Source organism: Kluyvera sp. (assembly GCF_965301105.1).
The window spans coordinates 1-21,213 of the sequence record NZ_CBDKZX010000048.1 but is presented as its reverse complement, the minus strand read 5'-3'; the positions used below and the strand labels follow the sequence as shown (position 1 = coordinate 21,213).

Here is a 21,213-nt window from a genome sequence, read left to right as displayed (position 1 = left end):
TAAGTTATAGCTGAAATGACCCACGGATTTGATAGTTAATTCCTCTTATTTTTTCCTTGTCAGCGCGGAATTTTTGCGTAGGCCATACTTATCCTTGCATAGAATGGGACACGATGGCTGTGACCTGGGGAGGATTGGCAAGAAATTCCTTATAAAATATAAGGAATTCATTATCTCTCATCGGCTACGTTGGACCTGAGGAACGCGCTTTTTGAGACTGATAACCGCCAGGGCAAACACGATCAGTACAATGCCGACAGTTTCCAATCCGTCCGGCTTTTCCCCCAGCAGCCACCAGGAAAACAGCACGCCAAACACCGGCACCGCCAGCGTACTCAGGCTGGCAATGCCGGCAGGCAGGTTTCGCAACACATACAGCCACAGGCTCCAGGCCAGCGCCGTCGCCAGGATAGCGCTGTAGGCCAGCGCCCCAAAAACAGCGGGATGCCAGTCGACCGGTTGCTGCGGCACCAGTAACGCCACGGCGCTCATGATGACGGCGGCATACAGCATTTGCCAGCTGGTCAGTGCCAACAGATCGAGCCCTGGATGACGCCGGTACATACGTTTCGCGACGATGGCGCTCGCCCCCCAACTGATGCCGGAGAGAATCGCTAACAGCGCGCTTTTTAACGAAGAGAGGTCGAGCTGCCATGGCTGCATCACCAGACACAGTCCCACCGCTGCCACGCCAATCGCCGCATATTGCAGCCGTCGCATGCGTTCGCCCAGGAATAGCGCCGCCATAATCACCACCCAGAACGGCATGGTGTAGGTCAGAATCGCCACTTTCCCGGCCCCGCCGCTCATCAGCGCCCACTGCGCGAGGCCAATCATGCCGCAGGTTTGCAGCAGCGCAATCGCCAGCGTGTAGCCAAACGGCGTTGGCCGCATGCCGCGCCCACGCAGGAGTAAAACGATAAACAGCAGTAGTGCGCCGGAGATGCAGCGTAGCGCGGTGAAGTCGAAGGCGCCGATGTAGAGCGTCACCTGTTTCATCGCAATCCAGCTGTAGCTCCAGATGAGCGTCAGCGTCAGCAGGCCAACAAGCGCCAGCGGATTGCTTTTCCCTTCGGTGGTCATGGTAAGTCCGTAACGGTGATGTGATGGCCGTTACTATACTGCGCAAAAGCCCTGCATAGACAGGGCTTTTGTCGGGAATTGCCCGGTAGCGCTGCGCTTACCGGGTCGGCAATTACGCCGGGCGCACGCCCAGCGTGTGGCAGATGGCGTAGCTCATTTCCGCACGGTTCAGCGTGTAGAAGTGGAAATCCTTCACCCCTTCACGGCTGAGGATTTTCACCATGTCCATCGCGATGCTGGCGCCAACCAGTTTGCGGGTTTCCGCATCATCGTCCAGCCCTTCAAACATGGTCGACATCCACGCCGGAATGCGGACGTTGGTCATATCGGCAAATTTTTTCGCCTGTTTGAAGTTCGACACCGGCAGGATCCCCGGAATGATTTCAACATCAATCCCCGCAGAGACACAGCGGTCGCGGAAGCGCAGATAGCTTTCAACATCAAAGAAGAACTGGGTGATCGCGCGGTTTGCACCGGCATCCACTTTACGCTTCAGGTTGAGCAGGTCGGCCTGGGCACTTTTTGCTTCTGGGTGTACTTCCGGATAGGCGGCGACGGAAATATCGAAATCCGCCACGTCTTTCAGCAAAGTCACCAGGTCGGCTGCATACATTTCCGGCTTGCCGCTGCCCGGCGGCAGGTCGCCGCGCAGGGCCACAATGTGGCGAATACCGTTGTTCCAGTAGTCCTGAGCAATCGCGCGCAGCTCGTCGCGGGTGGCGTCAATGCAGGTCAGATGCGGCACGGCTTCCAGACCCGTGCGATCTTTAATGCCTTTAATGATGCTGTGCGTACGGTCACGTTCGCCGGAGTTGGCGCCGTAGGTGACCGAAACAAATTTTGGCTTCAGGCTGCTCAGACGGTCGATAGAGTTCCACAGGGTTTGCTCCATTTCACTGGTGCGCGGCGGGAAAAACTCGAAAGAAACGTTAATCTGCCCCTGCACTTCGGCCAGACTCTGATTCAGCGCTTCCCGCTGGTTGGCGTGAAAAAAGCTCATACCTTACCTCTATCAATCGCGTGTCATTATTGTTGTGTTGTAAACATCTATCCGTTTAGACGTCTGGATGTAAAAATGCCGCAAAAGGCGACGGGCGTCAATAGAAAGATCGGCGTAAAAAGTGAGTAATCTTCAGCGAAGATGAAAAATATTCATCTGGCACTGCGGCGGGCAACCCGCCGCAGTGGGTCCGCTTAGTGCTTCACATCCTTCACTCGCATCCCGTTTAACAGCTCATCGGAAAGCTGACCGCCGGATTTAAAGTAATCCACTACCGCATTGGAGACATAGTATCCCCCTGACGTATTACGCGCCTTGCCTTCAGTAAAGGCGGCAAAACCATCGCCGCCATCAGCCAGGAAGCTATTGGTCGCGATGTGATAAACCGTCGCATCATCAATCGGTTTGCCATTCAGGGTGAACGCCGTCACGCGCTGGCCGACGGGCTTACTGCTGTCATACTGCATCTCCAGCCCTTTAGAAACCTGCAATACACCATTACTCAAGCCTGCGCCATGCTCCATCAAACTACGAAGCTGTTTACCGGTCAAATCCATCGTCACCAGTTCGTTAGGGAACGGGAAGGTACTGATAATGCCGCCCATCGTGACCTCTCCCGCCGGAATTTCATTACGAATGCCGCCAGAGTTGGTCAGGGCTAACTGGGTCTCTTTTCCCGCCGCCGCCAGCAGTGCATCCGCCGCCAGGTTGCCCAGAGAGGAAGACTCGCCATAAGCGCGGGTCAGTTCCACCGGCGCGCGGGTTACCGTTTGCTGCACCACTTTATCGAGCTTTTTATTCCAGCCATCAATCACCTGCTGCGTTTGTGGATCAGGCTTCCACTCATCGGCAAAAATGGTTTTCAGCTCAAAATTCTTCACCGTAAAGTCATGCGGCTTCTCTTTGTAATCCAGCACCAGTTTCCCCACGTCAATACCGCCGCTATCGGTGGACAAAATCAGCGTCTTACCCACTTTAATCGGCTCCGGCGTGCCGACGTGGGCGTGGCCAGTGATTAGGATATCCAGCCCTTTCACCTGGCTGGCGGTCTGAATGTCTTTATCCAACGCGCGACGAACGTCGGTGCTTCCCTGGCTGGACTGGCGCGCCGGAGTTCCTTCATGAATCAGCGCCACCGTCAGATCGACCTTACCTTTTAGCTCATCAATATAGCGTTGTAGCCACTTCACCTCATCACGCGCTTCAATCCCAACGCGCGTCGAGGCAGAAACGGTGTCATCAAAAGCAAACACGCCGTGCAGGCCAATCACGCCAATCTTCACCCCATCTTTTTCAATAATGGTGTACGGCTTATCCCAGAACATTTTGCTGCTGTTCTGATAGAAAATATTGCCCTGCACAATCGGGAATTTTGCCTGACTCAGCTGCAGCAGCGTGTTGTCCCAACCGTGGTCAAATTCATGGTTACCCATCGTGACGGCATCAAACGACATCGTGTTCATGATGTCGATAATCGCCTTACCCTTGGTCAAACTGCTGATGTACGGCCCGGTAAAATAGTCGCCAGCATCAAAAAACCACGTGGCCTTATTTTTGGCTTTTTCCTGCTTCACCAGCGTGGTGATATTCGCCCAGCCGCCAATATCGCGCTTTCCATCGGCAATCCATGGCACCTTATAAGGTTCCACATGGGCATGCAGATCGTTGGTATAGATAATGGTGACGTCTTTGGCGCACGCCCAGAATGGCAGAGTCAGCAGTATGCCGGCGGCAATCGTTTTTAACTTCATAATCAATCCCTTTCAGTCATATGAGGAATCGCTACGTTACGTTCTGAAAGGTTTTTTTATGTGAGAACAATCACAGCGGTGGGTGAAAGTCGTAGAACAAAATCAACGACCTGTCGAAATCGTTGGTAGCACGATGGATTCTCTCTTCACGATTAATACCTGCAAAACGTATGGTTGCCCTAATTTAGGGTTAGCCACATCGCCAGATTATCAGTGGCCGGATTATCGATTGGGCTATCCCGCCCTGCACTGCCAGGCATGCGGAAGCTACCCGCCACTTTTTAATGATCAGGAATTTCAACGCTGGGCAGCCACCTGTTTCACCGGCTATGCGCGTGAATACGGCCATTTTTGCCCTGCTTGCTACCAGGCGGAGGTGATCCGTTACGGGCATAATCCGGGAGGAAGGCAACGATTGCAGTGTCAACGCTGCAAAAAAGTGTGGACGCCAAAGCGACAGCCGCTGACAAATGCCTTATCACCAGACGCGATTTGCAGCGTGCCGTTTATTATGGACTTTCAGGGCGAACTTGCCGCGCAGAAGCTCTACCTGCTTTTTAGTTTCGATGCTGTTCGCGGCAATATCCTCCATGTATCGAGCAATTACACGCCATATCCGGCAGGAAATACGTTGCGCTACCGCTGGAAAGGCATTCGCCCCACACCGACCCATCATCACGATATTATTCAAAGCGTTGCACTGAAAGAACGGCAGTTCCTTCAGCGCAGTCAATTTGACGAAATCCAGTACGGGGCAGCGGCGCTGAAGCGCAATGCGAACGGGATGATTCTACGACCTGTCATAGCTGCCCATGGCCATTTTCGCGTACTCAAGAACCGCTTCCCTGAGGTGGGTACACATATTGTGGCCCACGAATGCTTTCTTCGCGGGGCGATCATCACCGCATGGGCGGAGTTATTTCGTCAGCGCCGGGCTTCACTCTGGTTTATTGAAGAGAAGACCATCGATGAAGACAATACGGATGCCTGGCGACTGTTGGGCAAAACGAATCAAGGATGGTGGAAAAATCAGTGGCAGTTATGGGCGCAGGGCCGTAATCAAAAAATGGTCTGCCCATTAACCGACCACCGCCAGGACAATGGTAGCAAGATAACCCTCACAGCCAGTCGACGTTTCTTCCGCTGGCTCGCCGTGCAGGATGAGTTTCAGCAAAGCTCCCGCTACTCTGCCGCGCATATTATGCGTCTCGTGACCACCCTGGCATGCCAGTACAATGCCCAAAACGATGAATATATGCCCACACGAATCCCCACCCTCTAATACATTAAAGTGAGAACTACTTCTCAGTTCTCTCACTCTTCTGCGGCCCTGACAAAAATTCTATTGCAGACGTTAATGGCTTGTTTCACGATAAGTAGAACGTTCTACTATAACGTTATACCCAACATAAACAGGGTTATTAAAAGCACGCACGAAGAGGCGTCTATCCGGGGGAAATCAGTATGAGTCTGATATCGAGTGTCGTTAAATCGCTTTCTAAACTGTCGATGATAGGCCGCGCGCTGATGCTGCCCATCTCGCTACTGCCTGCGGCCGGTCTGTTGCTGGCGTTCGGGGATAAATTCCACCTGCCGTTGATGATGAACGCAGGCGGCATTATTTTCGACAACCTGCCGATGCTGTTTGCTATCGGCTCCGCCGTCGGTCTGGCGTCCGAATCCGGCATCGCGGCGCTGTCTGCCGCGGTCTCCGTCTTTGTGACCAACATTACCATCAGTACCGTGCTCGGTATCACGCCGGAAATGGCGGGACAAGGTGGGAAATATGCGATGGTGGTCGGCATTCCGACTCTGCAAATGGGCGTCTTTGGCGGCCTGATTTGCGGTATCCTCGCCGCGTGGTGCTATAACCGCTTCCACAAAATGCAGCTGCCGGAGTTCCTTGGATTCTTCTCCGGCAAACGCTTTGTCGCCATTGCAACCGCCTTGCTGTCGTTTATTCTCGGTCTGCTTCTGCCGTATATCTGGCAGCACATTCAGGCAGGCATCGACGCGCTGTCGGTAGTGATCAACGGCGATAACCAGGCGGTATCGACCTTTATCTTCGGGCTGGTTGAGCGCGCGCTGATTCCGCTGGGCCTGCACCACATCTGGTATCCGTCATTCTGGTACTCCTTCGGCGATTACACCACCCACGCAGGCCAGGTGATTCACGGCGACCAAACCATCTGGTTCAAAATGCTGGAAGAAGGTGTGAAATCCTTCAGCAGCGATACTTACCAGAACGCCGGTAAGTTTATGCAGGGCGAGTTCCCGCTGATGCTGTTCGCGCTGCCTGCGGCGTGCCTGGCGATGTACCACGAAGCGCACACGAAAAATAAAAAAATCGCCGCCGGGATTCTGTTCTCCGCCGCGCTAACCTGTTTCCTCACCGGGATCACCGAGCCGGTTGAGTTCACCTTTATCTTCGTGGCGCCCATTCTTTACGTCTTCAACGCCATTATGGCGGGCCTCTCCTACATGGTGATGTACCTGCTGCACGCGCACATTGCCAAATCGTTCTCCGCCGGGCTTATCGACTATATCTCGTTTGGCATTCTGCCGTCGTTTAACGGCTATCAGACGAACTTCCTGAACGCGATTATCGTCGGCGTGCCGATGGGGCTGATTTACTACTTCACCTTCCGTTTCGTGATTCGCCGTTTTGACGTCAAAACGCCGGGCCGTACCGAAACCACGGTGAGCGCTAACGATAAAACCGATGAAGATCTGGCAACGGAAATTATCAGCCTGCTGGGCGGCGAGCAGAATATCGCCTCCGTGGGCTCGTGCATTACCCGTCTACGCCTGGAAGTGTCGGATAAAGACTCAGTGGATAAAGATGGTCTGAACAATATCGGTGCGCGCGGCGTCGTTTTCGTCGGTGATAACGGTATTCAGGTGATTTTTGGCGCCAGAGCGCAATTTATCGCGCAAACCATGTCGACGATGATTGGCAAATAATCATAAGATTGTCGCCGGTTGGAGGTCCCATCCCTGATGGGCACCTCCTTGTTTTCTGCGGATATTCACGATGGTCCAGGGAGCACTTTTGAAGAAGGTCAGCATAATTGATGTCGCGAAGCGCGCGGGCGTCTCGGTTTCTACCGTGTCGCTGGTGCTACGCCAGAAAGGAAAAATCTCCGATGCGACCATCGAAAAAGTGCAGGCTGCTATCCACGAGCTGGGCTACGTCCACAACGTGGCGGCCGCCAACCTCCGGGCCAATACCTCCAATTTGATCGGCCTGATTCTGCGCGACTTTAGCGACAGCTTCTCCATCAAAGTGATGGCCAGCATTGTCCAGGAGCTGGAAGCTCAGGGTTACATGGTGTTCCTCGGCCAGCCGCTTAACGAGCACGAACATCTTGAACGCTGCCTCCTGTCGTTTAAACAGCAGGGCGTCGCTGGCGTTATCTATCTGGCATCGGATGTGCGTCGCGATACGCTGCCCGCACAAATTCGCCAATGCCCATTACCGCTGGTCGTCGTCTCACAGTCTCCCATCAAAGAAAAGTGCAACCTGGTGATGCGTGATAACCAACAGGCGGCCAGCCTGGCAACTCGCTATCTGCTGGAGCGCGGCCACCGCTACATCGCCTACCTCGGCGGCCAGGAACACGATCTGATTCGCCAGCAGCGGCTGGTCGGTTTTCGCAGCACCCTCACCCGCCTCGGCATTGCGACTCGCGACGAATTCAGCCCCGCCTGCGGCGATGATACGTACGCCGCCAGCGTCGCGACGCGTCAGCTGCTGGAAAACAATAACGCCATTACCGCCCTGTTGTGTCATTCACCGGACGCAATGATCGGCTGTATCGATGGAATTCATAAGGTGGGGCGCACCGTGGGGAAAGATGTCTTTTTAACCCAGCAGGTGGCTCTGATCGGCTTTGAAGACATGTTGCACATCAACCTGACCTCGCCGTCATTTACCTACGTCTCCTCAGCCAGCGAAGAGACCGGGCGTCAGGCCGCGACGCTGATGATCCGTAAATTGCGCGAGCCAACATTACAAAATCAGGCGATTACGTTGTCGGGCCAACTGGTGCCGCGCGAGTCTGCCTGAACCACGTTCACCAGCCAATCCAGCCTCGCCGCGTTTTCCGGCGACATCACGAGCCCGCACTGGACGTACAGGGCGGCTTCATCAATGGGGCGGAAAACCACGCCCTGGCGCTGAATCGCAGCAAAAGATTCGGGAAACAAACTCAGCCCTTCTCCGCGGGCAATACGCGCCAGCAGCACGTCATGTTCCAGCGGCTCTTCAATACAGGCGGGCAGGTAACCCGCCCGGCGGAAAATGTCGCGAGTAAAGTCAAAGAAGGCGGGGTTACGTTCGCGCTTGAACCAGAATAACGGTCGGCCGTTCAGCGCGCTGAGCATCAGCCTATTCTGCTTCGACTCGGGCCATTGTTCCGGCAACGCCGCAATCAACGGCTCCTGTCGGCTAAGAGGCATCAGGCTTAACCCTGGGGTTTCCAGCGGCAGCGCCACCAACGCAGCATCCAGTTTTCCGCGGCGCACCTGACGCACCAGCTCTGGTGAACCGTGCCGCACAACGTGCAGTGTCTCCACCTGGGCCGCCAGCACGGTTTCCAGCGTGGCAAAAACGCCCTGCTCAAATGCGGTGGTCAATCCAATGCGTAGCGATGACGCGCCAGCCTGAGCGAGCCGGCTCAGGGCATCATAGGTTTCATCCTGCTGCGCCAACAGAGGGCGAATAATCGCCAGCACCTGTCGCCCTTCAGCCGTTAACGTCAGCCCTTTAGTATGCCGGACAAAAAGCGTTACCCCCAGCCGTTCTTCAAGCTGGCGAATGTGACGGCTCAGCGGCGGCTGCGACATATACAGCCTTTCCGCCGCACGACGCATATTGTTCTCTTCCGCCACCACGGCAAAGTAGCGCAGCAGCCGGATATCCAGCGCGTGCAAAGGGGATGTAGTCATACCGAAAAGGTATCACGGAATCGGTATTATCCAAATGATTCTGCGCGCTCTATCCTCTCGCCATACGCTAACAAACGAGGTGATGATGATGGATTCAGAACGCTATATAACCGGTCAGAAAATGCTGCAACAGGTTGATGGGAAAGGGGGAGAGGCCGTCGTGAATAGCCTGAAGGATATCGCACCGGACTTCGCCCGCTATCTGCTTGAGTTCCCGTTTGGCGATATTTATGCGCGCCCGGGGCTGGACCTGCGCAGCCGGGAAATCGCCACCGTCGCCGCGCTGACCGCCATGGGTAACGCCGCGCCGCAGCTCAAAGTGCATATCGCCGCTGCGCTGCACGTTGGCTTAACGCAGGAAGAAATTATTGAAGTGATTATGCAGATGGCGGTTTATGCGGGATTTCCGGCGGCGCTCAACGGCCTGTTCGCCGCAAAAGAGGTTTTTGCGGCGAACGGCAAACGCTAGTTACAGCAACTGCGCCAGACGATTAATATCCGACTGAATGGCCCCGGCGGTCACGTCGCGACCGGCACCCGGCCCACGAATCACCAGCGGATTATCGCGATACCAGCGGCTTTCAATGGCAAAGACGTTATCACACGGTAGCAGCGAGGCCAGCGGATGTTCCTGACGCACCGCTTCGACGCCGACGCGCGCTTTGCCGTTGGCGTCGAAACGCGCCACATAACGCAGCACCAGCCCCATTTCCTGAGCGGCTTCCAGACGCTGCAACATCTGCTCGTTCAGCTCATCGCCGTTCTCAAAGAAATGGTCGATTGAGCCTTCTTCACAGTGCGCCGGCACCAACGATTCCACGCGAACCTGGTCCGGCTCAATGTCATAGCCCGCCTCACGCGCCAGAATCACCAGCTTACGCATCACATCCTTACCGGAGAGGTCGACACGCGGGTCCGGCTCGGTCAGCCCCTGCTGCCAGGCCTGATCGACAAGGTCGGTAAACGGCACAGTGCCATCAAACTGCAGGAACAGCCAGGAGAGCGTGCCGGAGAAGATACCGCTGATCGCCAGAATGCTGTCGCCGCTTTCAATCAGGTCGCGCACGGTATGGTTAACCGGCAGACCCGCGCCTACGGTGGCGTTATACAGCCAGTGACGGCCGGTTTTTTCAAACGCGTCGTGAATCTGGCGATATTTATCGCTGCTGCTGGCCCCGGCCAGTTTGTTGGCGCTGATCACGTGGAAACCGTGGCTGGCAAAATCGAGATACTGATCGGCCAGCTGTTCGCTGGCGGTGACATCCAGTACCACCAGGTCGTCGTATGGATGGGCGCGCATCCACAGGAACAGCGACTCTTCGTCCTGCTCAACGGCTTCATCGTCAAAGAAAGCCAGCGCGCGGCTGGCGTCCAGCCCTTCATAGCTCAGCAGGCTGCGGCGGCTATCCACCACGCCTGCCAACACAAATTCAAAACCGGTTCGCGCCGATAGCGTCGTCTGCTCACGGGCAAACAGTTCCAGCCAGCGGGAACCGATATTCCCTTTGCCGAACAGCACCAGGCCAATGCGTTTTTCGGCGCGGAAAATCGACTGGTGCAGCCCCTGAATCAGGCTTTCCGTCGGGCCAGCACGCAGTACGGCGACCAGGCTGATGCCCTCTTCCGACTGCCAGGTAAATTCGACCGGCTGCCCCTTAAGCTGTTGCCAGAAACGGTGGCAGTGCAGCGGGTTGCGGGTGACGCCCGCACCAACCATCGCCACCAGCGCCAGCCCCTGTCGCAGGCGTAGCTCGCCCGGCAGACCCGCTTCATCGAGAATTTTCAGCGCGCTGTCGACCACTTCCGAGGTATAGCAGAACTGCAGCAGACGATGATCCGCGTGCACGCCAACCGCCAGCGGACGAATCTGCGCGCGTTTGAGTATCTGGTCGATCTCCTTATGCGCCAGCTTAAAGTCCTGGCTAGCCGGAACGCGGAATTCGATTAAACAGACATCATCATGACTGGTGACAATCCGCGCGCCGGTACCGGAAGCCAGCACGCGTTCGATGCGCGTGGACCCTTGATCCGGCGTGTAGCTACAGCGCAATTGCAGATCGATATCGCTGCCGGAAACCGGCTGTAAGGTACGCGCGTGCAGCACCGGAGCGGCCAGACGCGCCAGTTCACTGGCTTCATCCAGACGCAGCAGCGGCAGCAGACAAGCATCTTTCACTTTACGCGGATCGGCGCTGTACACGCCTGCCACGTCGCTCCAGATGGTAACGCGGGAAACACCCGCCAGCGCGCCAATCTGGGTGGCGGAATAGTCGGAACCGTTACGCCCCAACAGTACGGTTTCACCCGCGTTATTACGGCTGATAAAACCGGTCACCACCAGACGTTTACCCGGATGCTGCGCCATCAGCTGTTGTAACAGAGGGTATGACAATCCTTCATCCACCTGCGGCTGCGCGCTACGTTCGGCACGCAGGAACGCGCGGGCATCGAGCCAGGCAGCGTCCAGACCTTGCAGCTTGAGGACTTCCGCCATCAGGCGCGCCGACCACAGTTCACCGTGGCCGACCACTTCCGCGTACACCGCGTCGTTGACGCCGTTATCCAGCAGCCCGGCTAACCGCTCCAGGTCATGAATAAAGTCGGCAATCATGCCATCGGCAATCTCGGCGGGCAGCAGGCCGCTAATCAGATCGGACTGATAGCGGCGCAGCGTCTGCTGAACCTGATGCGCAGAGAGGCGATCGGTCTGACTGAGCTTCAGCCAGTTGATCAGCTGGTTGGTGGTGCTACCGGCGGCGGAAACCACCATCATATCGCCTGGCTGAGAGTACTCCGCCATAATGCCGGCAACACGCAGGTAACACTTCACATCCGCCAGACTACTCCCACCAAATTTATGCAGCTGACGCTCTTTCGCCCCTGCCTGCGCAATCACACTCATATTTACCCCTGTGCTGCGATCCGGAATCCATTTTCCAGATCGGCAATTAAGTCTTCGCTATCTTCAATACCGGTTGAGATGCGTAATAGCGTCTCAGAAATCCCCGCAGCGGCGCGCGCTTCCGGCGCCATGCCCGCATGGGTCATGGTAGCCGCATGCGAGATCAGGCTCTCTACCCCGCCCAGCGATTCCGCCAGGGTGAACAACGACAGCCCGCTCAGGAAGCGGCGCAGCGTTTGCTCGTCGCCGTTTAGCTCGAAGCTGAGCATCGCGCCAAACCCTTTCTGCTGGCGGGCGGCAATTTCGTGGCCCTGGTTTTCCGGCAGAGAAGGATGATACAGCTTTTTCACCAGCGGTTGGGTTTTCAGGAAGTCGACAATCGCATACGCGTTACGCTGCGCCACTTCCATACGCGGAGAGAGCGTACGCAGGCCGCGCAGCAACAGGTAGCTGTCGAACGCGCTGCCGGTGACGCCGATATTATTCGCCCACCATGCCAGTTCTGTGACGGTATCCGGATCTTTAGCAATCACCACGCCCGCCACTACGTCGGAGTGGCCGTTGAGGTATTTGGTGCAGGAGTGCAGCACCAGATCGGCGCCAAGCGCCAGCGGGTTTTGCAGCGCCGGGCTTAAGAAGGTGTTATCCACCACGCTCACCGCGCCCGCCTCACGTGCCAGCTGGCAGATTTTCGCAATATCGACCACGCGCAGCAGCGGGTTGCTCGGGCTTTCGACCAGCACCAGCTTCGGTTTTTCCGCCAGCGCCGCTTTTAAGGCTTCATCATTGCCCTGATCGACAAACAGCACGCGATAGCAGCCGCGTTTTGCCAGGCTATCAAACAGACGGTAGCTGCCGCCGTAGCAGTCGTGCGGCGCCACCAGCAGATCGCCAGGTTTCAGAAAGACGGTGGTCACCAGGTGAATCGCCGACATGCCCGTATTGGTCATCACGGCGCCCGCGCCGCCTTCCAGCTCAGCCAGCGCGCGCTGCACGACGTCACGCGTCGGGTTGCCGCGACGCGAGTAGTCATGCGCGCGCGGTTCGTTAAAGCCGGTAAAGTTATAGGTACTGGAAAGATGAATCGGCGGGACAACACAACCATACTGCTCGTCGTCATTTAATCCGCTACGCACTGCGATGGTGGCCTGTTTACGGGTCATGAGGATTCGTTCCTGGCAAGGTCTGTGAAAAGTCAGACCCCAGAGTAAACATTGTTGCCATAGCCGTCAATACATCTAGACATCTAAACCTCTTTGCGTATAGATTGAGCTATTGGCAAATAGCCGTTAAAATTATATGCATTAGCGCACATCTGCGAAGGCGAAGCGCGTGTCAGCGCAAGGCCACTACGGTACACTACGCGCGATCATGGCCCTGAACCGGCCTGTTAACTAATGACTAGAGGATTAAAGGTATCTCATGGCTGAATGGAGCGGCGAATATATCAGCCCATACGCTGAGCACGGTAAGAAGAGTGAGCAAGTAAAAAAAATTACGGTTTCCATTCCTCTGAAGGTGTTGAAGATCCTCACCGATGAACGCACGCGTCGTCAGGTGAACAACCTGCGTCACGCCACCAACAGCGAACTGCTGTGTGAAGCGTTCCTGCATGCTTTTACCGGTCAACCGTTACCTAACGATGAAGACCTGCGGAAAGAGCGCAGCGATGAAATTCCGGAAGCGGCGAAAGAAATTATGCGTGAGCTGGGAATTGACCCGGAGACGTGGGAATATTGATTCGCTGAAGAAGCCGGGAAACGTTAATGTTTCCCGGCTTTTTTATTGTCAGCGAACGTTACTTCACCTCGTACTCCGGCCATGGTCGCGCGGCTATAAACTGCGCCACCGCATCGCGGTCGGGAATCGCCGAAAGCGCCCCTTTCTGCGTTGTCGCCAGTGCGCCACAGGCGCTGGCTTGCGCCATCGCGCGATGTAACTGCGTGATATCGTCAGGCATCCCTTGCTGTGCAAGGCTGGCGAGCAGGCCCGCCATAAACGCATCGCCCGCCCCCGTCGTATCCACACTCTCAACGACATAACCGCTGAAGTGCACAACGTTCCCCTGGTACAAAACCATCGCCCCCTGCGCGCCGTAAGTCACCACTTTGAGCGTCGCCGGATAGGCCTCCAGCCCAGTAATGGCTTCGGCAAAACTCTGGGACTGGGTTAACCAATACCACTCCTCTTCCGAGAGCTTCAGGATATCGGCCTGACGGGCAAAGTGGCGCACGGTTTCCAGCATGCTTTCGGGGTCGGGCCACATTTGCTCACGCAGATTGACGTCAAAACTCAGCAGACCATGCTGCTGTTTAATACCCACAATCGCCTGCGCCAGCGTATCGCGGCAGGCCGGCGCCACCAGCGCCAGCGAGCAAAAGTGCAGGATATCCGCGCCAAACTCAGGGAGCGCCTGCGCCGACAAGAACTGATCGGCGGAGGGATTCACCAGGAAGGTGAAATCCCGCTCGCCGCCTTTACCGAGCGACACCACCACCGTGCTGGTGCGGTGCTGGTCATCCAGCTCCATTGCCTGCGTGTTGACGCCATACTCCCGCAGCGTCTGCTGCAAAAGATGGCCGAAAGGATCGTCACCCACCCGCCCAATAAAACCGCTGCGGCAACCTAATCGCGCGGCCCCCGCCGCGACGTTTACCGGCGCGCCGCCGGGGCAGGCCTCATAGCGCCTGTCGCCAATGGGAAGCAGATCGGCCACTGCATCGCCTAGCGCCCAGATATTCATCATGCTTCTTCCTCCGGTTATTTATCCAGGGGCCAATAGCCGCCGCTGTGCAGCGTGGCTCGCCCGTTGCTGGCGAACAGCGCCAGTTCACGTTGCCCTTCCAGCGGATAAATGCGGCTACTTAAGCAGGCCTCACCGTCATTCACGAAAACTTCCACGGAGGAACGATCGATAAATATCCGCAACGACAGACGATCGCCCGCCGGTAACGCGATGCTGCGCGTCCCTTCCAGCGCGAATTGCGGATAGCGGCGCTCCAGCGTCAGCCGCTGCGCCTGAGTATCAACAGCGATCCGCAAGCCATCGCCTAACGCGAGGCCGTAGTTTTCCGCCGTCGCGTTTTTCATCGACCACACCAGTTCCAGCTCAATCGCCTCAGCGTCATCCACGATGTGTGAACGTTGATTGTGCAACTGCTGCGCCAGCAGCGGGTAATAACTGCCGCGCAGCGTCGCCACCTCTTCGGCGGGAACCATCTGCAGGCGGTTATCTGCGCCGAGACGAATTTCACGCGGCAGAGAGAGCATCCCCACCCAGCCATCCTGCTGTTCCGGCATCGGCGATTCCCACATATCCAGCCAGCCGATCACGATGCGGCGGCCATCCGGCGTCAGGAAGCTTTGTGGGGCATAAAAATCGTGCCCGTGGTCCAGCTCAATGAATTCGCCATCGGTCGAAAACGGCTGCCCCGGCTGCCAGTCGCCAATCAGATAGCCGCTCTGGAACAGATTGCGGTTGCGATAACCTTCCGCCGCCAGCCCCTGCGGTGAAAACATCAGTATCCGCTTCCCGTTGAGCGTGAAGAAGTCCGGACACTCCCACATATAGCCCATGCCTTCCTGCGCTTCGGCCAACACGCCCTCTTCTTGCCACTGACGCAGATCGGCGGAGCTGTACAGGCGCACCTGCCCGGTATCGCCAACGCGCGAACCGACAATCAGGTACCAGGTATCGCCTTCACGCCAGACTTTCGGATCACGGAAGTGATGCAACCCGGCGGGAGTATCAATAATCTGTCCCTGACGTTCAAAATGAATCCCGTCGCGGCTGGTCGCCAGGCACTGCACCTGGTAGAGATTATCGTCACTGCCCGGATCGCCATGAAACTTATGCCCGGTGTAGATCAGCGCCAGCGTGTCGCCGTCGACCACCGCTGAGCCGGAGAAACAGCCGTCTTTATCCTCAGGGCCTTCCGGCGCCAGCGCCACCGGCAGATGCTCCCAGTGCACCAGGTCTTTACTCCGCGCATGCCCCCAGTGCATTGGCCCCCACTGGGTTGAGTAGGGATGATGCTGATAAAACGCGTGGTACCAGCCGTCGAACCACACCAGTCCGTTAGGGTCATTCATCCACCCGGCGCGCGCGGCAAGGTGATAGCGCGGATACCAGCGCGGATTCAGCGTGGCGCTGCGTTTCTCGAGTTCCTGTTCAGCATGGGCAATTGAAAATGTCATATTCTTCACTCTTGTTCAGACAGCAGAAGATTGTGTCAGCAGCGGATCGGAAGCCGGCTTGCTGGCGCGTAATAGGAAGATGGAAATAAAGGTGGTGCAGAACACCAGCGCTCCCATAAACAGGTAGGATTCGGCAAAGCCATATTTTTCATAGCTATAGCCCGCAAGCGGTGACAGTACGGTGGCGATAACCGAGCTGGTGCAAGCAAACCCGACCAGGTACAGCGTTGAGGAGAGGCGCTTATCAAAGTTGGCGCTGTTGTATTTGAAGATGGAGACCAGCAGTACCGGCAGCTCAACGCCGTGCAGCAACTTGGTGATGGAGATCAGCAACGGCCCCTCAACCAGCCCGGAAGACACCATGCGCAAGGCCATGATCATCCCTGCAAAAATCAGCCCGTTTTTCGCGCCAATGCGATTAACCAGCCACGGCGCGCAGAACATCCCTGCCGCTTCAAGGAAGACCTGGAACGAGTTCAGATAGCCATACATCGCATTCCCTTCCTGCAGCGTCGGGAACTGTGAGGAGAAGTAGACCGGGAATTGCTGATCGTAGACGCCATAAATGCAGGTTCCGACCACGAAAAAGACCAGGGCCCAGAAGCGCGGCAGCGTCAGCAGACGCAGGGCATCTTCCAGCTTAATGTTGCTCTTCTCGCCCTCTGTTGAAAGCGCCTGCGTATCACCCGGTACTGATAGACGAACCAGCAGGAAGAAAAAAACCAGCCCCGAGCAGCTTGCCACCGCAAAGTTAAGCTGCGGGTTGATGTTAAATAGCAATCCGGCAAAGAAGGTGGCGACGGCCCATCCCAGCGACCCCCACATCCGCGCTTTGCCAAACTCGAAATGCGTCTGGCGCGCCACGCGCTCAGTGTAAGACTCCAGCACACCGATCCCGCCGTTAAAGGTCAGCCCAATGTAGAGGCCGCCAAAAAGGCTGCCAATCAAGATGTTGATTTTCAGAAGGTAGCCAAAGAGCAAATATGCCGGGCCGGAGAGAATGAGCAGTACGGTGATATACCAGAGTAGGTGTTTGCGAAGGCCTAACTTGTCCTGAATAAAACCGTAGCAGATCTGCGCAAACAGCGCGGAAACCGACAGAACGGAGAAAATAATGCCCGTATCGCCAGGCTGTAGCCCCACCTCCTGGTGCAGCCAGATAGAGAGCAGCGAACCTGAAGAGGACCAGGTGACAAAAAAGAAAAACAGCAAGGCGCTAAGTAACAAGTAACTGCTGGAGTGATGTTCTTTCATCATAGCAATCTCATCGTGGGTTAACGCCATAATGGTAACGTTAACAAAAAGCGATTCTCATGTCATTTTGCTGCGATATCCGATGTTAATCACAAAAGTTAACGTTAACATTATAAAAATAAGATCATGATCAACTATTTCCTGCCATAACGGGGAAGTAGAGTACGCTAGAATAACGCGCTATCCTTTTACATCAGTAAGTTAGTGGTTCTGTTGCAATCGTGGAGTCTGAAATATGGCATCTTTAAAAGATGTAGCGAAGCTGGCGAACGTCTCCCTGATGACGGTTTCCCGCGCCCTGAACAGCCCGGAGCGGCTCAAGCCGGAAACGCTGGCTCGCGTACAATCCGCTATTGCCCAAACGAACTATGTCCCCGATCTCTCCGCTAAACGTATTCGTGGCGCGCACGATACGCCGAAAACTATCGGCGTACTGGCATTGGATACGGTCACCACGCCCTTCTCGGTCGAGATCACGCTGTCGATTGAAGAGACCGCGCGCGCGCACGGCTGGAACAGTTTCGTGGTGAATATGTTTTCTGACGATAGCCCGGAGGCGATTGTCGACCTGTTACTCTCACACCGTCCCGGCGGTATTATTTACACCACCATGGGCCTACGTCAGGTGCCCGTTCCCGCCAAGCTGCTCACTCTGCCGTGCGTGCTGGCAAACTGTGAAAGCCTGAACGATCCGGTCGCCAGCTTTATTCCGGACGATGAACAAGGGCAATATGAAGCGGTGAAGGGGCTGCTGGCGGCAGGGTATACCCGCCCGCTGTGCCTGCATCTGCCGGAAAATCATCTGGCTACCGTACGCCGCCGACAGGGGCTGGAGCGCGCCTGCCGCGAAGCGGGTATTAACCCTGATACGCTGACGCATTACTACATGGAGTACGGCGATGCGCACTACCGCGATATGCCGTCCAGAGTACTGGCGCATATCAAGCAGGGTAAACCCCAGTTTGATTCGGTAATTTGCGGTAACGATCGCATCGCGTTTATGGTTTACCAGACGCTGCTGGCGCAAGGGTTGAAGATCCCGCAGGACGTTGCGGTATTGGGTTACGACAATATGGTAGGCATTGGCGATCTGTTCCTGCCGTCGCTGTCGACGGTGCAGTTACCGCACTACGAGATTGGCCGACTCAGCGCGCTGCATATCATCAATGGCGACAAACATCGCAAGACGGTCCGCGTCGCCAGCCCGTGGTTACCCGGAGAATCGATATAAAAAAACCGCCGTCAGGCGGTTTTTTTGGAATTTTTTCAGCGAATTAGAAGCGAGTCACTTCAGGATGCAGCTCAGACATTGAGATCAGGTAGGAAACAAAAACGTTTTTGATTGCAGTCAGCATAGTCACACCTTTACCCATAGTTATTTTGTGGTCGTTTGATGGACAAATAATAAGCTTATCCGGCTGGCTGTGCAATATTTTTGTGACGCTCATCACAAAAAATCTTGTTTGACTGACTTCAGATAAACGAAAGGCGAGAGATTGCTCCCTCGCCTTTCGTTTCACATACGCAGATTACTTACTTATCCCATTGAATTTGTTCAATGTCTCTTCCATTTTCAGCGTTTCTTTACGGTTAAGTGGATAGAAATAAATCAAAATGACTGCCGCCAGGAACAAACATAAAGCTGGCAGAAGGTTCGCCATTGTGTAGATATTTTCCTGCACGATGCTGGTTTGCACGGCGCCGCCCGTCGATGAAGACTGATAGCCAATAATCGCCAGCATAAACCCGCCAATCGCCCCGGCGCATGCCTGGCCAATCTTACGGGCAAAGAAGTTCACACCATACACAGTGCCATCTTCGCGATCGCCGGTTACATACTGGTGATAGTCGCATACGTCGGTCATAAACGCCCAAATCATCAGGTTGAACAAGCCCGCGCCCAACGTCGCCAGGAACAGGAAAATCAGATAAATTTTCGCGTCCGTAATGTGGATGAAGTACATCAGCACATACATGACGACCGCAAAAAGCAGCGCACCGACACTGGCCTCTTTTTTACCGAACCGTCTGGTGAGCCACGATGCCGATGGCGCTAACAAAACCAGCGAACCAAAGGTAAACAGCAGCGCGATAGACATCGCCTCTTTATTGTGGAAATAGTCATTAAACAGGTAAGTCATGTTGGTGCCGGAAAGGCCCTGATTAATCACAATAAGCAGATCCACAACGACTAAAACAATCAGCGCCTTATTACGTGCCAGCCCCTTCAGCAGTACAGAAACGGGCATGCTCTCTTTTCTTTCCACCCGTACGCGTTCCGTCGTTAAGTGACAGGTCAGGCTTAAAAAGATAAAACCCAGCACTGCACAACCGATGGCAATCCAGAAAAAGTGTTGCCCGGAAATCACCTGGCTGCCGTCCACCAGCGTGGTGTACATCAGGATCGGAATGAAAAAACCGGTGGCCCCGCCGCCAATCGCCGAACCAACGCTGCGGTAAGTTGACAGCGATACCCGGTCTTCCGGATTAGAACTAATCGCCGCAGACATGGCGCCATAAGGAATACTGACGGTCGATAACAAAGAACCGTAAACAAAATAGGAGCAGCAGATATAGATAATTTTTGCCGTATAGGAAAAATCATGCACAAACGGCAGGAACAGAACCACGGCAATAATGCAGAACGGATACTTCATGCGACGTACCCAAGGGTTAAAACGCCCATGAGCGGTCAGTTTTGAGGTATCACATAAACGCCCAACGCCAACATCCACAAACGCATCAAAAAGTTTGGTCACAAAATAGAGTGACCCGACAATCACGCCGGAAACGCCGATGACGTTGGTGTAATAAATCATTAAGAAACTATTGACTAACCCGAGGATGAAACAGGTTCCCAGGTCGCCACATAAATAACCGATTTTATCTCTGAATCCGAAAGGTCTGACGGCAATATTTTGATTGCTTCCAACCCGGGTTCCATCATTAGACATGATGTCAATTCCTTAGACACATTATTCACACAAGCTATACGTATATTCTGATACTTACCGCAATAAACGAAACTGGAGAATATTAATGATTAGAAGTTATAACCTAAACCAATACGGTAGCGAGTCTGGCGATCGTCAGTCGTGGAGGTATTATATCCGGATGAGACATTGCCAACTTCAATAAATGGAATCCAGGAGTTAATGTTATAAGCGACGCGGAAGTTATATTCATAATCCTCTTTGCCGTTATTGTAGAGATCTTCGCTATCCGCCACTTTATAAATGCCGTTAAGCTCAAACATCCAGTTATCGATGTTATAGCCGAGCCAAGCTTCTGGACGGTAGACGGTGCGGTCATCGCGCCCATCGCCGTTACGACGGGCGTACTCAGTACGGTAGCGAAAAGCCGTCCACCAGTTATCATTGATGTTGTACTGTACGCGAATATAAGGCTTATAGATTGCCATATCGTCGCCCGTCTCAACGGCAATGCCCGGTTGCCAAATAAATCCTTGCCATTCAAACTGGTAGCTAGCCGTATACTCTGCGCTGTTAGATTCCATATTGTTCAGCGCATGATTGGACTCTTTGTCATCCGAACGTGACACCGCTTCTACCGCGACACCAAATCCGGTTGCAAAACGGTTCGACATATAGACACGGTCGTAATTCCGGCCATCATCATAGTACTCATGACGATAGTCCACGTACCCTGCATGCGCCGCACAGGATAACAAAGGGAGCAGTAAAAATGCGTATTTCTTCATTGCAATCACTCTTAAAATATCAGCAAGATGTCCAATTAACTCTGTTTTTAAACAAAGAAAAGGATGTTTAGTAGTATTTTTGTCACCCTGAAATTCTATTTTGCAATGTATAGAAACACCTTTTCATTACTGCCATCAAAGATTAATAAATGGCAAAAAACTAAAGGTAAATGAGATGCAGATCACCAATAAAAACCATTACCAGGATAAATAAGAAAACATTTAAAAACCTCTTTAATGAACAGCCGATCAGAGCGGAACCGAGCAGCAGCACAAAGCAGGATTAAAGCACAAAGGCTACGATATATCAAAGGGACCCAGCATTTATGAGAGTTTCACCTACAGAGGCAGCGAC

17 protein-coding genes and 1 pseudogene are annotated in these 21,213 nt (G+C 54.7%); 6 read left to right on the top strand and 12 right to left on the bottom strand.

Features of this window, described 5'->3' with window-relative positions:
• Positions 1–177 precede the first annotated feature (177 nt).
• The 3 genes from ACW14G_RS15540 to ACW14G_RS15530 all read right to left on the bottom strand — a co-directional run bounded on the left by ACW14G_RS15540 (position 178) and on the right by ACW14G_RS15530 (position 3,834).
• Positions 178–1,083 (bottom strand): DMT family transporter, encoded by a 906-nt coding sequence (locus tag ACW14G_RS15540; protein ID WP_167577191.1) that lies wholly within the window; start codon positions 1,081–1,083, stop codon positions 178–180.
• Positions 1,084–1,195: 112 nt separating this feature from the next.
• Positions 1,196–2,083: a methylenetetrahydrofolate reductase gene (gene metF / locus ACW14G_RS15535; protein WP_163448632.1), complete on the bottom strand. Its 888-nt coding sequence runs from the start codon at positions 2,081–2,083 to the stop codon at positions 1,196–1,198.
• Positions 2,084–2,277: 194 nt separating this feature from the next.
• Complete coding sequence (locus ACW14G_RS15530) at positions 2,278–3,834, bottom strand: bifunctional metallophosphatase/5'-nucleotidase (protein ID WP_249022518.1); 1,557 nt, start codon at positions 3,832–3,834, stop codon at positions 2,278–2,280.
• A gap of 133 nt (positions 3,835–3,967) precedes the next feature.
• On the opposite strand from ACW14G_RS15530, the gene ACW14G_RS15525 reads away from it, so the two are divergent.
• The 3 genes from ACW14G_RS15525 (at position 3,968) to malI (ending at position 7,903) form a co-directional block, all read left to right on the top strand.
• A complete protein-coding gene (locus ACW14G_RS15525) occupies positions 3,968–5,116 on the top strand; it encodes a cytoplasmic protein (protein ID WP_249023385.1) in 1,149 nt (382 codons plus the stop codon).
• A 182-nt stretch (positions 5,117–5,298) separates the two neighbouring features.
• Positions 5,299–6,798: a PTS transporter subunit EIIC gene (locus ACW14G_RS15520; RefSeq protein WP_223803554.1), complete on the top strand. Its 1,500-nt coding sequence runs from the start codon at positions 5,299–5,301 to the stop codon at positions 6,796–6,798.
• A gap of 88 nt (positions 6,799–6,886) precedes the next feature.
• On the top strand, positions 6,887–7,903 hold the full coding sequence (malI, locus tag ACW14G_RS15515; protein ID WP_065357279.1) for a Mal regulon transcriptional regulator MalI: 1,017 nt from the start codon (positions 6,887–6,889) through the stop codon (positions 7,901–7,903).
• On the opposite strand, the gene ACW14G_RS15510 is transcribed toward malI, so the two are convergent.
• Positions 7,855–8,784: a LysR family transcriptional regulator gene (locus tag ACW14G_RS15510; protein WP_419058458.1), complete on the bottom strand. Its 930-nt coding sequence runs from the start codon at positions 8,782–8,784 to the stop codon at positions 7,855–7,857. The two genes, malI and ACW14G_RS15510, sit on opposite strands and share 49 nt — an antisense overlap.
• 88 nt (positions 8,785–8,872) lie before the next feature.
• Between ACW14G_RS15510 and ACW14G_RS15505 the strand changes: the two genes are divergently transcribed.
• Positions 8,873–9,253 (top strand): carboxymuconolactone decarboxylase family protein, encoded by a 381-nt coding sequence (locus ACW14G_RS15505; protein WP_163448642.1) that lies wholly within the window; start codon positions 8,873–8,875, stop codon positions 9,251–9,253.
• Here ACW14G_RS15505 and ACW14G_RS15500 read toward each other — a convergent pair whose 3' ends face one another.
• Both ACW14G_RS15500 and metB read right to left on the bottom strand, forming a co-directional pair.
• The gene (locus ACW14G_RS15500; RefSeq protein ID WP_163448635.1) at positions 9,254–11,686 is read right to left on the bottom strand and encodes a bifunctional aspartate kinase/homoserine dehydrogenase II; all 2,433 of its coding nucleotides are present in this window, start codon (positions 11,684–11,686) and stop codon (positions 9,254–9,256) included. It abuts the gene before it with no gap.
• 2 nt (positions 11,687–11,688) lie between these two features.
• Entirely contained in the window at positions 11,689–12,849 is a 1,161-nt protein-coding gene (gene metB, locus ACW14G_RS15495; protein WP_163448636.1) for a cystathionine gamma-synthase, read from the bottom strand.
• Positions 12,850–13,108: 259 nt separating this feature from the next.
• Between metB and metJ the strand changes: the two genes are divergently transcribed.
• Positions 13,109–13,426, top strand: a complete 318-nt coding sequence (gene metJ / locus ACW14G_RS15490; protein WP_012907792.1) for a met regulon transcriptional regulator MetJ — start codon at positions 13,109–13,111, stop codon at positions 13,424–13,426.
• A 58-nt stretch (positions 13,427–13,484) separates the two neighbouring features.
• Here metJ and ACW14G_RS15485 read toward each other — a convergent pair whose 3' ends face one another.
• From ACW14G_RS15485 to ACW14G_RS15470, 4 genes and pseudogenes are all read right to left on the bottom strand, one after another.
• Positions 13,485–14,429, bottom strand: a complete 945-nt coding sequence (locus tag ACW14G_RS15485) for an aminoimidazole riboside kinase (RefSeq protein ID WP_249023386.1) — start codon at positions 14,427–14,429, stop codon at positions 13,485–13,487.
• Positions 14,430–14,446: 17 nt separating this feature from the next.
• On the bottom strand, positions 14,447–15,883 hold the full coding sequence (locus tag ACW14G_RS15480) for a glycoside hydrolase family 32 protein (protein WP_249022520.1): 1,437 nt from the start codon (positions 15,881–15,883) through the stop codon (positions 14,447–14,449).
• A 15-nt stretch (positions 15,884–15,898) separates the two neighbouring features.
• Positions 15,899–17,140: an MFS transporter gene (locus tag ACW14G_RS15475; protein ID WP_249022521.1), complete on the bottom strand. Its 1,242-nt coding sequence runs from the start codon at positions 17,138–17,140 to the stop codon at positions 15,899–15,901.
• Between the two features lie 57 nt (positions 17,141–17,197).
• Positions 17,198–17,275 (bottom strand): annotated as a pseudogene (locus ACW14G_RS15470) (hypothetical protein); the annotation flags it as partial.
• 97 nt (positions 17,276–17,372) lie between these two features.
• Here ACW14G_RS15470 and ACW14G_RS15465 point away from each other — a divergent pair.
• A complete protein-coding gene (locus tag ACW14G_RS15465; RefSeq protein ID WP_249022522.1) occupies positions 17,373–18,368 on the top strand; it encodes a LacI family DNA-binding transcriptional regulator in 996 nt (331 codons plus the stop codon).
• Positions 18,369–18,666: 298 nt separating this feature from the next.
• Here ACW14G_RS15465 and ACW14G_RS15460 read toward each other — a convergent pair whose 3' ends face one another.
• Positions 18,667–20,091, bottom strand: coding sequence for an MFS transporter (locus ACW14G_RS15460; protein ID WP_167577198.1), 1,425 nt, complete (start codon positions 20,089–20,091; stop codon positions 18,667–18,669).
• Positions 20,092–20,180: 89 nt separating this feature from the next.
• Positions 20,181–20,858 (bottom strand): oligogalacturonate-specific porin KdgM family protein, encoded by a 678-nt coding sequence (locus ACW14G_RS15455; protein ID WP_064540370.1) that lies wholly within the window; start codon positions 20,856–20,858, stop codon positions 20,181–20,183.
• Positions 20,859–21,213 lie beyond the last annotated feature (355 nt).

Bases quoted from the DNA above. Each gene is read 5' to 3' on its own strand.
- ACW14G_RS15455 (WP_064540370.1), bottom strand. From the start codon at position 20,858: ATGAAGAAATACGCATTTTTACTGCTCCCTTTGTTATCCTGTGCGGCG.
- ACW14G_RS15465 (WP_249022522.1), top strand. From the start codon at position 17,373: ATGGCATCTTTAAAAGATGTAGCGAAGCTGGCGAACGTCTCCCTGATG.
- metF (WP_163448632.1), bottom strand. From the start codon at position 2,083: ATGAGCTTTTTTCACGCCAACCAGCGGGAAGCGCTGAATCAGAGTCTG.
- metJ (WP_012907792.1), top strand. From the start codon at position 13,109: ATGGCTGAATGGAGCGGCGAATATATCAGCCCATACGCTGAGCACGGT.
- ACW14G_RS15485 (WP_249023386.1), bottom strand. From the start codon at position 14,429: ATGAATATCTGGGCGCTAGGCGATGCAGTGGCCGATCTGCTTCCCATT.
- ACW14G_RS15525 (WP_249023385.1), top strand. From the start codon at position 3,968: ATGGATTCTCTCTTCACGATTAATACCTGCAAAACGTATGGTTGCCCT.
- ACW14G_RS15510 (WP_419058458.1), bottom strand. From the start codon at position 8,784: ATGACTACATCCCCTTTGCACGCGCTGGATATCCGGCTGCTGCGCTAC.
- ACW14G_RS15520 (WP_223803554.1), top strand. From the start codon at position 5,299: ATGAGTCTGATATCGAGTGTCGTTAAATCGCTTTCTAAACTGTCGATG.
- ACW14G_RS15480 (WP_249022520.1), bottom strand. From the start codon at position 15,883: ATGACATTTTCAATTGCCCATGCTGAACAGGAACTCGAGAAACGCAGC.
- metB (WP_163448636.1), bottom strand. From the start codon at position 12,849: ATGACCCGTAAACAGGCCACCATCGCAGTGCGTAGCGGATTAAATGAC.
- ACW14G_RS15460 (WP_167577198.1), bottom strand. From the start codon at position 20,091: ATGTCTAATGATGGAACCCGGGTTGGAAGCAATCAAAATATTGCCGTC.
- ACW14G_RS15475 (WP_249022521.1), bottom strand. From the start codon at position 17,140: ATGATGAAAGAACATCACTCCAGCAGTTACTTGTTACTTAGCGCCTTG.
- ACW14G_RS15540 (WP_167577191.1), bottom strand. From the start codon at position 1,083: ATGACCACCGAAGGGAAAAGCAATCCGCTGGCGCTTGTTGGCCTGCTG.
- ACW14G_RS15500 (WP_163448635.1), bottom strand. From the start codon at position 11,686: ATGAGTGTGATTGCGCAGGCAGGGGCGAAAGAGCGTCAGCTGCATAAA.
- ACW14G_RS15530 (WP_249022518.1), bottom strand. From the start codon at position 3,834: ATGAAGTTAAAAACGATTGCCGCCGGCATACTGCTGACTCTGCCATTC.
- ACW14G_RS15505 (WP_163448642.1), top strand. From the start codon at position 8,873: ATGGATTCAGAACGCTATATAACCGGTCAGAAAATGCTGCAACAGGTT.